Genomic DNA, 12,737 nt, shown 5'->3' with positions numbered 1-12,737 from the left:
GGCCTCACCTGCGTCAGCTGACGGACTGCTGCTCGCGGGACTTGGCCTTGCTGCGGGCCTTGGCGCGCTCGGTCGCGGTGAGCGCGACCTTGCGCACGCGGATCGCGTCGGGGCCGACCTCGACGCACTCGTCGCCGGCGCAGAACTCCATGGCCTCCTCGAGCGAGAGGTTGCGGTGCTTCTGCAGCGTCTCGGTGGCGTCGGAGGTGGCCGAGCGCATGTTGGTGAGCTTCTTCTCCTTGGTGATGTTGACGTCCATGTCCTCGGAGCGCGGGTTCTCCCCCACGACGACGCCCTCGTACACCTCGGAGCCGGGCTCGATGAAGAAGTCGCCGCGATCGGCCAGGCCGAGCAGCGCGAACGCGGTGGCCTTGCCCGCGCGGTCGGCCACGAGGGAGCCGGTGTGCCGCGAACGGATCTCCCCGACCCACGGCTCGTAGCCGGCGGACACGGAGTTGGCGATGCCGGAGCCGCGCGTCTCGGTCATGAAGGTCGTGCGGAAGCCGATCAGGCCGCGGGCCGGGACGAGGAACTCCATCCGGACCCACCCGGTGCCGTGGTTGCTCATCTGCTCCATGCGACCCTTGCGTGCGGCCATGAGCTGGGTGACCGCGCCGAGGTACTCCTCGGGCACGTCGATGGTCATGTGCTCCATCGGCTCGTGGACCTTGCCGTCGATGCGCTTGGTGACCACCTGGGGCTTACCCACGGTGAGCTCGAAGCCCTCCCGGCGCATCGTCTCGACCAGGATGGACAGCGCCATCTCACCGCGGCCCTGCACCTCCCAGTCGTCGGGACGCTCGGTGTCGAGCACCTTGAGGGAGACGTTGCCCACGAGCTCCTGGTCGAGGCGCGCCTTGACCATCCGTGCGGTGAGCTTGGTGCCGCCGTTGCGTCCGGCGAGCGGGGACGTGTTGACGCCGATGGTCATGGAGATCGCGGGCTCGTCCACGGTGATGGCGGGCAGCGCGACCGGGTTCTCCGGGTCCGCGAGGGTGTCGCCGATCATGATGTCGCTGATACCGGCCACCGCGACGATGTCGCCGGCCACGGCTTCCTCGGTGGGGACGCGCTCGACGCCCTCGGTCGCGAGGAGCTCGGAGATCCGGACCGACTTGGTCTCCGTCTCGTCGTTCGGCAGATGGTGGATCCACGCGACCTGCTGCCCTTTGCGGAGGCGGCCGTTGTGGATGCGGACCAGGCCGATGCGGCCGAGGAAGTTGGACGCGTCGAGGTTCGTCACGTGCGCCTGCAGCGGGGCGTCGGCGTCGCCACGGGGGGCGGGGATGACGTCGTAGAGGAGCGAGAAGAAATCGTCGAGGTTCTCGGCGTCCGGCTCCTGGCCGTTGGCCGGCTGGGTCGTGGAGGCCTTGCCGGCGCGACCGGAGGCGAACACGACGGGGAGTTCGAGGGCGCGCTCGGCGGCGGCCTGGGCATCGGGGTCCTCGAGGTCCGAGGCGAGGTCCAGCAGGAGGTCCTGGGCCTCCTCCACCACCTCGTCGATGCGGGCGTCCGGGCGGTCGGTCTTGTTGACCACGATGATCACCGGCAGCGACGCGGCGAGCGCCTTACGCAGGACGAAACGGGTCTGGGGCAGCGGACCCTCGGACGAGTCGATGAGCAGCACGACGCCGTCGACCATCGACAGGCCGCGCTCGACCTCACCGCCGAAGTCGGCGTGGCCGGGGGTGTCGATGATGTTGAGGACGAGATCGGCACCGCCGGAACCCGCGCCCGGGCGGCGGACTGCGGTGTTCTTCGCGAGGATCGTGATGCCCTTCTCGCGCTCCAGGTCCCCCGAGTCCATCACGCGGTCCACGAGCTCGGCGCGTTCGTCGAATGCGCCCGACTGGCGCAGCATCGCGTCGACGAGGGTCGTCTTGCCGTGGTCGACGTGCGCGACGATCGCGACGTTACGGAACTCGGTCTGGGCCATACGCTGGGTTCTCCCTCGGAGGCTTTCGGCGCCGAGGCGGCTGGGGTCGCCGCCGGGGCGCGTGGCGCGGGAATCGGCGGGGTCTCCCGCGTGATCCACAAGCGCGTCCGGTCGAGCGCGCGTTGCGTGACCACTTTACCCGTTGATCGGCGCGGCGCCGCTATCCCGACCTCCGCCGGTGCCGTCCGTGCGCGCGCGATGTTATTTACATCACGCACAACATCTGTAACATCAGACCCAGCAAGCTCGCCAATCCGGCTCCGCGTGTCCCCGATACGGGGGCACTGTGAGAACATCGAGCGGTCGCCCGGTCGGCCGCCGACCGGTCCGCCCGCCCCTGCCGAAGAATGGACTCGCCAGTGACCCGCCACTCGCTCAGGACCTCGCTTCAGACCCTCGGCCTCGGAGCCGCCGCCGCCGTCGTGCTGGGGCTAGCCGCCCCCGCCACCGCCGGCGCCCAGTCGCTCGACGAGCTCGGGCGCCCGACCGAGCCCGTCCTCCAGGCGATCGAGGACCTCGCCGCGCAGCAGTGGATCCCCGAGGAGACCCGCGGCACCATCGCCCGTCTCGTCGGTTTCTTCCGCGGCACCGGCGAACCCGGCACGCCGCTGCCGGAAAACGGGCCGGTCCTCGCGCAGTTCGCCTACCCGACCATCATGCAGCATTGCATCGGCGGGGAGCAGACCGCCGTGGGCGCCGCGACCGCGGTGCCCGGCCCCGCCGACCTCCCGCTGCCCGGCATAGCGCCCGGTCATCTCGGTTTCATCTTCACCGCGCTGGGCACCGAAGGGGTCGCCGCCCAGCAGGCCCAGCCCATGACCGTCGACTGGTTCAACATCAACAACGGCCGTCGCGGCACGACCGTCCTGGGATACAACGGCCTCAACGAGGGCGGCCCGGCCACCATCAACGGGGTCGCAGACACCGGCCCCGGGCAGGTGCTCATGCTCCTGCAGGGCGGGGTCACCACAAACCTCGAGAACGGCGGGACCTCCAACTGCGTCGCCTTCCCCACTGTGGGGACCGCGCACGTCAGGTGATCACTGCGCACGACCTCAGGGAGGCCCGATTCGCCCTCGCCGGTGACGGGTCTCTCGTCGTCCTCTCCGGCGCCGGGATGAGCGCCGAGAGCGATGTGCCCACGTTCCGTGACGCGCAGACCGGACTGTGGGAACGCTACGACCCCGCCGCGCTGGCCACCTCGGAGGCGTGGGCGCGCGACCGCGACACGGTGTGGGCCTGGTACCGCTGGCGGGAGAACCTGATCTCCCACGCCCAGCCGAACGCCGGCCATCTCGCGGTGGCCCGCGCCGCGGAGCGCCGCGACGTCATCGTCGTCACTCAGAACGTCGACGACCTGCACGAACGCGCAGGCTCCCCGGTCGTGCACCACGTGCACGGCAGCCTCTTCTCGCACCGGTGCGACACCTGCGGAACGCCGATGGACGTGGGCCCGCCACCCGTGGCGGCCGTCGGCCGTCTCGCACCCCCGCACTGCATCGCCTGCGGCGGCCGGGCCAGACCTGGGATCGTGTGGTTCGGGGAGATGCTCCCCCCGGGCCCCTGGGAGGAGTCGGTAGCCGCGATCGACAGGGCTGCCGCGGTCCTCGTCGTCGGCACCTCCGGGCTGGTCCACCCTGCGGCCTCGCTCCCCGACCTCGCCGCCGAGGCCGGCATACCCGTCGTGGAGGTCAATCCCGGCCCCTCAGGCCTGGCGCCCGCGGTGACCGTCCACGTCCGGGCCACCGCCGGCGAAGCCGTGCCCGAGATCCTCTCCTGACCCGCTGGAGATGGCGTGGACAGGCCCCGTCGGCCGGACTAGCATTCCCGGACGCGGGGTCGTGTTCCCGTGCCGTCGCTCTTCCGACCCGGGAGTGCTCTGATCGGAGGTCACCTGAAGTGTCCGACTCATCCACGAGAACGCCGTCCACGACGTCCGTCGTCGCCGCCGAGGTCCTCGGCACCTTCTGGCTCGTCCTGGGAGGCTGCGGCAGCGCGGTGTTCGCCGCCAAGCAGATCGCCTCGGTCGATGACACCAGCTTCCAGGTGGGCATCGGCTACCTCGGCGTCTCCCTGGCCTTCGGCCTCACCGTCCTCACCGGCGCCTACGCACTCGGCCATATCTCCGGCGGGCACTTCAACCCGGCCGTCACGGTCGGTGCCTGCACGGCTGGACGCCTGCCGTGGGCCAAGGCGCCGCTGTACATCGTGAGCCAGGTCGTGGGCGGCCTCGTCGCCGGCGCCGTGATCTTCCTCGTCGCCAGCGGGAAGGACGGCTGGTCCGCGGCCGGCAACATGGCGGCGAACGGCTACGGGGCGAACTCCCCCGACGGCTACGGCCTCCTCTCGGCACTTGTCATCGAGATCGTGCTCACCGCGGTGTTCGTGTGGGTGATCCTCGGCGCCACCGACCACCGCGCCCCCGCCGGGTTCGCCCCCGCCGCGATCGGCCTCACGCTGACGCTGATCCACCTCATCTCGATCCCCGTCACCAACACCTCGGTGAACCCGGCCCGCTCCACCGCCGTCGCGTTCTTCCACGGTGACGGAGCGCCCGGCCAGCTCTGGCTGTTCTGGGTGGCGCCGATCATCGGCGCCCTGATCGCCGGCGCGCTCTACGGCCCGCTCTTCGGCGAGAAGGTCGGGGCCGCGGTCACCGCGCGAAGCAACGCCTGACCCCCACACACACAAGCGTCGGCCCCGTGGGATCGAATCCCACGGGGCCTTTTCGCTTATCGGTCGCCTGCGCCTAGCGACGCGGGTCGTCGCGGTCGCTCCGGCCGAGGAGCTTGTCCACGATGCCGGGTTTCTCGTCCGGATGGCCCGTGCGGTCGGGGTGGGCCGCCCGGTCGGCGCCACGGCCGTCGTGGCCCGGGCCTTCACGATCGTCGGCCATCGCGTGTCGTCCACCGCCGGTCGCCCCGGCGTCCCGACGCACACCGCCGCCCGCCGTCGCGTCGTGGCCGGCGAGATCGGTGCGGTCGTGGTCCAGACCACCGCGGGCCTGGGTGTCACGGTCCATGCCCTGCCGGGCATAGTCCTGCTGTGTGCTTCCCGATTTCTCGGGGCCGTGCTGGGCCCGGCCCTGCTGTGCGTAGTCCTGACGTGTATCACCGTGGCGGAGATCGTCACCGCCGACCTGGCGGTCCGTCCACCCGGCGTCCTGGTGGCGATCATCGGCACGGTTGGACGCGACCCCGGCGGCGCCCGGACTGACTACTGCGCCACCGGCGCCACCGCCGCGACCGCGGTCGTCGACGCCACGATCATCCAGGGCCCGGTCGTCGCGGCCACGGTCGCCGAGGCCCCGTCCGTCATCGCGGTGGCGGTCGTCGTGGCGGCTACCACCGACCACGTCGTCAGCTCGGTTCTTGGGGTCCAGCTGGTCGGCCCGGTTCTCCATCGAACGAACATCGCGTCGCTGATCGTCGAGGGTGGACCGGTGGTCGTTCGCTTCGGCACGCAGACGATCGGCCTCGGCGGCCTTCGCCTTGGCCTCTTGCTCGGCCGCGCCCGCGCGATGCTCGTGCTCCTCGACGACCGAGCGCTTCTGCTCCAGCTGCGCCTCCCGCTCGCGTGCGTCCCGCCGGAGCTCGGCCGCCTCGGCGAGCTTCTTTTTGTTCCTGCTCTTGACTGCTACCGCGACGAGCACGACGATCAGGATCACCGCGATGACCGCGATGATGATCCAGATGACGGGATCCATGGGTGCCTCCGTAGTTGGGGTCACTGACGTCCGGACCGTAACTCCGGTCACAACGCGGCGCCACCGGATCACTCACGTGCCGCCGCCCCGGCTCCGGCGCCGGAGCCGGGCCAACGCCCACCATGCGTACCCGATGGCGGAGAAGATCACGAGCAGTGCCACCAGGACCATGATCGGCGCGGAGATCGCCACCAGACTCAGACCGAGCGCCGACACGTCCTCGACCGAGGACGGGACGGGCGCGGCGGCACCTGCGGGCCCCGTGTTGGCGACGGTGCGGGCGGCGGCGGACAGCCCCATCCCGGTCAGGATGACGTTCATCGGCTCATTGTTCCGCGCCGCGACTTCTCGGTGACTAATGCACGGTACGGGGCAGCAGGCCCGCCTCCCTGGCCTCGCGGCTCAACCGCTCGCGGTGGTCCGGGTGCGCGACGTCGATGAGCGCGGCGGCTCGCTGGGATACGGACTTGCCGCGCAGCGACGCGATCCCGTACTCGGTCACCACGTTCTCGATGATGTTCTTGTGGGTGGTGACCGGGCTGCCCGGCGTGAGGGAGAGGGTGATGCGGCTGATCCCCTTGGAGGTCTGGGAGGGGGTGACGATGAAGCCGTGCCCTCCCGGCGAGAAGGTGCAGCCCCGGGCGAAATCCGCCTGCCCGCCCGCGCCCGACCAGTACCGGCCGGCGATCGTCTCGGAGGCGGCCTGCCCGTAGAGATCGACTTCGCTCGTCGCGTTGACCGAGTAGAGGTTGTGCTCCTGCCCGATTACCCGCGGGTCGTTGACGATGTCCACCGGCAGCATCGCCACCGATGGGTTGTTGTGCAGCCAGTCCATCAGCTTCTGGGAGCCGACAGCGAAGGTCGTGACGTGCTTGTAGGGGCGGCCGGTCTTCCTGGAACCGTCGATCACGCCTGCGTTGACGAGGTCCATGACGCCATCGGAGAGCGCCTCGGTGTGGATGCCGAGGTTCTTGTGACCGGTCAGCCGTGAGAGGAACGCGTTGGGCAACTTCCCCACGCCGAGCTGCAGGCACGCGCCGTCGGGGACGCGCTCGGCGATCCGGTCGGCGATCGCGTTCTCGATCTCGCCGGGCACCGATGGCTCGGTGGTGATCAGCGGTACGTCATTGCGGGTCACCCCCACGACCTGCGAGATGTGGATGTGGTTGCGGCCGAAGGTCCGCGGCATGTTGGCGTTGACCTCGACGAAAAACGGCACCTGCCCGATGAACGAGGCCACGTAGTCGGCGTTGGTGCCCATCGAGAAGAAGCCGTGTTCGTCGATCTCCGACACGGTGGTGATCGCCAGACCGGGGGGACTGAACTCGCGCAGAGTGGCCGGGATCTTGGCGAAGTCCACAGGAATGAGGTCGCAGTGGCCCTCGTGGAAGTTCTTCCGCGAACCGGGCCCCAGGAAGTAGTCGACGTGGCGCAGCCGACCGGGATACGCCCCCTCCATGAAGGGCAGCGACTCCCACGGGTCCATGTGGTGCACCGTGACGTCCGTCAATCCGTCCGCCCCGGCGTCCAGGGCCCGCAGGAGCGCCGGGGGCGCGGCGTTCTGTATCGGCGAGATGACGTGCATCCCCGGCGTCACGTGGTCGAGGACCGCCTCCGCGGGCAGCTCCTCGTACTCGACCGTCCTCATCGCGGGCACCTGCTCTCGGTGGTCGGGGTCAGCGCGACGCCGGGGCCCCGGCACCACCGGGTCTCAGCTCAACGCCGGGACGACCTCTCGCTCGAACAGCTCGAGACCCGAGGTGTCTGTCGCGATCTCCGGGAAGTAGAAGATGCCGTAGTCCATACCCAGGTCCCGCAGCGCGGTGAGCTTGTCGACGATCTGCCCCGGCGTCCCGACGCCGGGCAGGCCCCGGTACGCCCCCAGCTGGCGATCCGCCTCGTCCGCGCCCACGTGACGAGCCATGCGGTCGCGGAGTGAGGCCAGCCGGTCGGCGACCTCCTTCTCCGTCTCGCCGATGGCCACGTTGTAGTTGGCCGTCATGGTGATCTCCGCCGGGTCGCGGCCCAGATCCGCGCAGTGGCCTCGCAGGACCTCCGCCTTGTGGGCGAAGCCGTCCGGGGTGCCGTCGAAGTTCGTGTAGTCGGCGTACCGGGCGGCGATCCGCAGGGTCTTGCGCTCTCCCCCGCCCGCGACCCAGACGGGGATGCCGCCCGGCTGCAGCGGCTGCGGCTGCACGATCGCCCCGTCCACCCGGTAGTGCTCGCCCTCCAGGGAGACGACGCCCTGCGCCCACGCCTCGCGCATGATGCGCACGCCCTCGTCGAGCATTCCCAGTCGTTCACCGGCGGACGGGAAGCCGTAGCCGTACGCGCGCCACTCGTGCTCGTACCACCCCGCGCCGATCCCCATCTCGACCCGGCCACCGGAGATGTGGTCGACCGTCGCGGCGATCTTCGCGAGCAGGGCCGGGTTGCGATACCCGAGACACGTGCACATCTGGCCGAGCCGCACCCGCGAGGTCACCGCACCGAGCGCCGACATCAGGCTCCACGCCTCATGGGTCGCCTCGGACGACGTCAGGGGCGAGGTGTGCATATGGTCGTAGACCCAGACCGACTCCCACGGGCCGGCGTCGGCTCGGGCGGCGAGATCGGAGATCACGGGCCAGTGGCGGTCGGCCGGCACGTCTACCAGATCGAGGCGCCAGCCCTGGGGCAGGAAGAGACCGAATCGCATGGCACGAGCGTAGCGTCGCACCGGCGGTTCCCGGCGGGATCGAACCGGCCGGGCCCGATCCCCCCGGCGCCCGGCCCATGTCAGACGCTGGAGTCCTCGTCGTCGTCGGGGGGATCCAGCCTCCCCGCCTCCAGGGTGAAGCCGGGCGGCCGCGCCCCGTCCCGCGCGGCGCCCAGCAGCGCCACCCGGACAGTGGACTCGTCGGCACCCGGCTGCGGCTCCCCGATGCGCGCATCGGCCGGCACCTCGACCCCGGCGTCGACGACGGCGGTCTCCACCCGCGCCCCGGAACGCACCACGGCGCCGGGCAGGATCACACTGTCGCGGACCCGGGCGCCCTCCTCGACGACGACTCCGGAACCGATGACCGAATGCTCCACGACGCCGCACACGACCGCGCCGTGACCCACCAGCGACGTCGTCAGCCGGGCGTCCGGGCCCGTCCTGGCCGGTCCGCTGAACGTCGAGGCGGTCCGCAACGTCCAGCCCGGGACGTCGAGCTCGTACGCGGGAGGCTCGCCGAGCAGATCCATGTGCCCCGCCCAGTACGACTCGACGGTGCCCACGTCGCGCCAGTACTCGTCGTGGCGCCACTCCCGGGCCCGCCCGGCCCCGACCATCGCCGGAAGGACGTTGTCGCCGATGTCGCCCATGTCGGCGCCGTCCCCGTCATCGCCGTCGGCGGCGGCGTCCGCGTGCGCCTTCTCGAGGTAGCGGATCAGGGCGGCGGTGTCGAAGGCGAAGATCTCCGCGCAGATGAGGTCGGTGGCCGGGTCGTCGGGCTTGTACGCGTAGTCGGTGATCGTGCCGTCGTCGGCCACGCGAACCACCCCGTAGCGCCCGGCGTCCCCGGGATCGACCCGGGTGGTGACCATGGTGACCTCCGCGGAGGACTCCAGGTGGTCGCGGACCAGACGGTCGTAGTCGAGGCGGTACACCGCGTCGGCGCTGACCACGACGGTCACCTCGGGAGCCGCTTCGCGCAGCGGTCCGACCTGCTTCCACAGAGCGTCGGCCGTCCCCGAGTGGAACCCGTCGCGGCCGGTGCCCTGCGACGGGTGCAGCACGAGCAGTCCCCCCTCCAGACGATCGAGATCCCACGGACGGCCGCTGCGCAGGTGAGAACCCAGTGACACCGGGTGGAACTGTTGGACCACCCAGACATCTCTCAGGCCCGAGTTGGCCGCGTTGCTCAACGGGAAGTCGATGAGCTGGTATCCGCCCCCGTAGGGCACGGCCGGCTTGGCCCTGTCCCGGGTGAGAGCGCGGAGGCGGGATCCCGCGCCACCAGCGAGGACGATCGTGACCACGGACAGCGGCGCCATGCGGGGACTCCTTTCCGGGCGGGGGCGGGATCCCCGCCACCTCTGAGAACGACACTGTAGCCGGGGCGGTCTGACGCACCTACTGGTCGCCGGGAGACCCGTGCCGGGCTCAGGCCGTCGACATCGCCACGCCGCGCGCGTCCGGGGCTTCTTCTCCGTCGAAGTACAGAGCCACATGACGTCCGGCGACCTCGGCGACCTGCATCTCCATGTCGTAGACCGCCTTGAGGACGTCTGTCCGCATGATCTCGGCCGGGGTACCGTGGGAGACGATCCGGCCGTCCTTCATGGCGATGATCCGGTCGGAGTACGCGGCGGCGATGTTGATGTCGTGGATGACGAGCACGATGGTCTTCGCCCGCTCCGCCGCGGTGCGACGCAGCAGTCGCATGATCGCGGTGGCGTGCCGGAGATCGAGGTTGTTGAGCGGCTCGTCCAGCAGGACGTAGTCCGTGTCCTGCGCCAGCACCATCGCGATGTGGGCGCGCTGACGCTGGCCGCCCGACAGTTCGTCGAGATACCTGTCGGCGAGGTCCTCGAGTTCCATCGCCCCCAGTGCGTAGTCGATGTGTTCGGCGTCGTCCGGACCGGGGCGGCCGCCGTTGTGGGGGAATCGTCCGAACCCCACGAGTTCACGCACCGTGAGCCGGATGGAGACGGCGTTCTCCTGACGGAGCACGGCGAGGCGGCGAGCCAACTCACGTCCCCCGTTGACAGACACGTCGACCCCGTCGACGAGCACTGTTCCGGAATCCGCTGGCTGGAGGCGGCTCATGACACCGAGAAGAGTCGACTTGCCCGCACCGTTGGGACCGATGAGCGACGTGACGCCGCCCTGCGCGAAACACGCCGTGACGTCGTGGAGAACCGGGGTGTCACCGTAGGAGGAGCACACCGACCGCGCCTCGATGCCGCACCCGGCCGCCCACCGGGCGTCACCGGATCGGTCGCCGCGGCGTCGGAACGGGAGAAGGGACATGTCGTGCCTCGCTTTCAGCGTGCGCGGTTGGTCAGGAGCAGGAACAGGAACAGGAGACCACCGGCGAACTCGATGACGATGCTCAGCGCGGACTCGACGCCGAGAGCGCCGAGGGCCATCTCGCCGCCCGCCAGGGCGATCACACCCAGCAGAGAGGCCACCGGCAGGGTGTACCGGTGCAGTGTGGTGCCGAGTAGCGCGTACGCCGCGTTGGCGACGATGAGCCCGAAGAACATCACGGGACCGATCAGGGCGGTGGACGCCGAGACGAGGAAGGAGACCACCACGAGGACCACGATCGTGACCCGTCGGTGGTTCACGCCGAGCGCGACGGCGGGGTCGCGCCCCAGAAGCATCACGTCGAGCCGGCGACCGAGGACCGCCACGACGATGACGCCCGCCACCACGATGGCCCCGCAGGCCGCGAGCACGTCGAGTTGAACCCCGCGGAAGCTCGCGAACATCGCGTCCTGGACCTGAAGGTAGGCCGCCGGGTCCAGCAGACGCTGGAAGAACGTGGACGCCGAGCGGAAGAAGACCCCGAACACCACGCCCACCAGAAGCAGGAGGTGGATGTCGGTCTTGCGGCCCCCGAGAAGCCACAGGTACAACGACGTCGACGCGACCACCATGATCGCGGTCTGGCCGAGGAACCCCGCCAGACCACCGCTCGTCAGTCCCCCGATCACCGCCGCGTCGCGCGGGATCATGAAGAACACAAGCATCGTCTGGATGAGCAGGTAGAGCGAGTCGAATCCCATCAGTGCCGGCGTGAGGATCCGGTTGCCGGTGACGGTCTGGAAGAGCACCGTCGAGACCCCGACCGCGACCGAGACCAGGACGATCGCCACGGCGTGACGCGATAGGCGGTCGAGAGAGTAGGTCCACGCCTTGGAGCCGACGGTGCCCGGTAGGCCGGAGAGCACGAGGGCCACGAGGGCCACGACGGCCAGTGCGGCGCACACGAGCGTCACGATCCACCGTCGCCGGTGGTCGGCCTCGGCCCGGGTCCGTCCCCGGGACAGACTGTTCGGCGGCGCGACGAGGATGGCGTTCTCAGGCATTGCGCACCCCCCGCAGCATCATGGCGAGGAACACGGCGCCGCCGAGGATCCCGACTATCGTGCCCACGGGTACCTCGCCGGCGCCGGGGGCACCACCGGCGAACAACCCGGGGAGCGACCTACCCACCATGTCGCAGACCAGGACCGTGACCGCACCGAGAAGCGCGACGAGCGGCAGGCCACGGCGGGCGTCGTCGCCCACCAGGCGGGAGACCACGTTGGGCACGACGAGCCCGAGCAGCGGAAGTGCGCCGACGGTGACCACCACGACCGCCGCGACCGCGGCCACGATGGCCATCCCGGCGCCGACCACGGTCTTGTGGTCGAGTCCGAGGCCGGTCGAAACGTCCTCGCCCAGACCCGCGACAGTGAATCGGTCCGCGGCGACGTAGGCGAGGACGCCGAGCACTCCCACCAGCCACAGCAATTCGTACCGCCCCGCCAGGACCGCGGAGAAGTCGGCGAGCATCCACGAGTTGAGCATCTGGAGCAGATCGCGGGACAGGGCCAGGAAAGCCGCGACGGCACCGATCACGGACCCGAGCATGATGCCGATGAGTGGGACAACGAACGAATCCGACACCGGTACCCGCCGGATGCAGGCGAGGAAGAGGGCGGTCCCGGCGAGGGCGAACACCATGGCCACGAGCATCTTGGCAACGATCGGTGCACCCGGCGCGATGATCGCCACCACCACCAGGCCGAGCCCGGCGGACTCGACGGTTCCGGCGGTCGACGGCTCGACGAACCGGTTTCGGGTGAGCAGTTGCATGAGCAGACCCGCGATCGCCAGCGACGCCCCCGCGAGGGCGGCAGCAGCGGTACGCGGGAGGCGGGCCTCGACGAGGTACACACGGTGCGCTTCGGTGAGTCCACCCGTGAGGGCGTCCCACACGGTGATGTCCGCTGCGCCGACGAACACGCTCGCCACGAGCGAGATCACGAGCGCGGCGACGCCGAGCGCCGGCCACAGCGAGTAACGCTGCGGTCGGCGCTCGGCCAGGGTCGTCGTCATCTGCGGTGGCTGCC

12 protein-coding genes are annotated in these 12,737 nt (G+C 70.3%); 3 read left to right on the top strand and 9 right to left on the bottom strand.

Annotated features, from left to right (window positions below; all coding sequences use genetic code 11):
- Window positions 1-13: 13 nt before the first annotated feature.
- Entirely contained in the window at window positions 14-1,936 is a 1,923-nt protein-coding gene (gene typA / locus DCI01S_RS01505; RefSeq protein WP_061227631.1) for a translational GTPase TypA, read from the bottom strand.
- A gap of 359 nt (window positions 1,937-2,295) precedes the next feature.
- On the opposite strand from typA, the gene DCI01S_RS01500 reads away from it, so the two are divergent.
- The 3 genes from DCI01S_RS01500 to aqpZ all read left to right on the top strand — a co-directional run bounded on the left by DCI01S_RS01500 (window position 2,296) and on the right by aqpZ (window position 4,612).
- On the top strand, window positions 2,296-2,976 hold the full coding sequence (locus DCI01S_RS01500; RefSeq protein ID WP_007632545.1) for an Rv1157c family protein: 681 nt from the start codon (window positions 2,296-2,298) through the stop codon (window positions 2,974-2,976).
- The gene (locus DCI01S_RS01495) at window positions 2,973-3,716 is read left to right on the top strand and encodes an SIR2 family NAD-dependent protein deacylase (protein WP_007632538.1); all 744 of its coding nucleotides are present in this window, start codon (window positions 2,973-2,975) and stop codon (window positions 3,714-3,716) included. Before DCI01S_RS01500 ends, DCI01S_RS01495 begins: the two co-directional genes overlap by 4 nt.
- A 119-nt stretch (window positions 3,717-3,835) precedes the next feature.
- Window positions 3,836-4,612: an aquaporin Z gene (aqpZ, locus tag DCI01S_RS01490; protein ID WP_061227630.1), complete on the top strand. Its 777-nt coding sequence runs from the start codon at window positions 3,836-3,838 to the stop codon at window positions 4,610-4,612.
- Between the two features lie 73 nt (window positions 4,613-4,685).
- Here aqpZ and DCI01S_RS01485 read toward each other — a convergent pair whose 3' ends face one another.
- The 8 genes from DCI01S_RS01485 to DCI01S_RS01450 form a co-directional block, all read right to left on the bottom strand.
- A complete protein-coding gene (locus DCI01S_RS01485; RefSeq protein ID WP_061227629.1) occupies window positions 4,686-5,642 on the bottom strand; it encodes a hypothetical protein in 957 nt (318 codons plus the stop codon).
- Window positions 5,643-5,714: 72 nt separating this feature from the next.
- Window positions 5,715-5,963 carry a DUF4126 family protein gene (locus DCI01S_RS01480; RefSeq protein ID WP_007632531.1) on the bottom strand — a complete coding sequence of 83 codons (249 nt, stop codon included), beginning with the start codon at window positions 5,961-5,963 and terminating at the stop codon, window positions 5,715-5,717.
- Window positions 5,964-5,997: 34 nt separating this feature from the next.
- Window positions 5,998-7,290, bottom strand: coding sequence for an acetyl-CoA hydrolase/transferase family protein (locus DCI01S_RS01475; RefSeq protein WP_007632529.1), 1,293 nt, complete (start codon window positions 7,288-7,290; stop codon window positions 5,998-6,000).
- A 63-nt stretch (window positions 7,291-7,353) separates the two neighbouring features.
- Window positions 7,354-8,340 carry an LLM class F420-dependent oxidoreductase gene (locus DCI01S_RS01470; protein ID WP_007632528.1) on the bottom strand — a complete coding sequence of 329 codons (987 nt, stop codon included), beginning with the start codon at window positions 8,338-8,340 and terminating at the stop codon, window positions 7,354-7,356.
- Window positions 8,341-8,420: 80 nt separating this feature from the next.
- Window positions 8,421-9,665: a glucose-1-phosphate adenylyltransferase family protein gene (locus DCI01S_RS01465; RefSeq protein ID WP_007632526.1), complete on the bottom strand. Its 1,245-nt coding sequence runs from the start codon at window positions 9,663-9,665 to the stop codon at window positions 8,421-8,423.
- A gap of 109 nt (window positions 9,666-9,774) precedes the next feature.
- Window positions 9,775-10,644 (bottom strand): iron ABC transporter ATP-binding protein, encoded by an 870-nt coding sequence (locus DCI01S_RS01460; protein ID WP_007632524.1) that lies wholly within the window; start codon window positions 10,642-10,644, stop codon window positions 9,775-9,777.
- Between the two features lie 14 nt (window positions 10,645-10,658).
- A complete protein-coding gene (locus tag DCI01S_RS01455) occupies window positions 10,659-11,708 on the bottom strand; it encodes an iron chelate uptake ABC transporter family permease subunit (protein WP_007632522.1) in 1,050 nt (349 codons plus the stop codon).
- Complete coding sequence (locus DCI01S_RS01450) at window positions 11,701-12,723, bottom strand: ABC transporter permease (RefSeq protein ID WP_007632521.1); 1,023 nt, start codon at window positions 12,721-12,723, stop codon at window positions 11,701-11,703. Before DCI01S_RS01450 ends, DCI01S_RS01455 begins: the two co-directional genes overlap by 8 nt.
- Between the last annotated feature and the right edge of the window lie 14 nt (window positions 12,724-12,737).

It is taken from the genome of Dietzia cinnamea NBRC 102147, from assembly GCF_001571065.1.
Classification (GTDB): Bacteria; Actinomycetota; Actinomycetes; order Mycobacteriales; family Mycobacteriaceae; genus Dietzia; species Dietzia cinnamea.
Note: the sequence above shows the minus strand (reverse complement) of the source record. Positions and strands in the feature narration are given on the sequence as shown.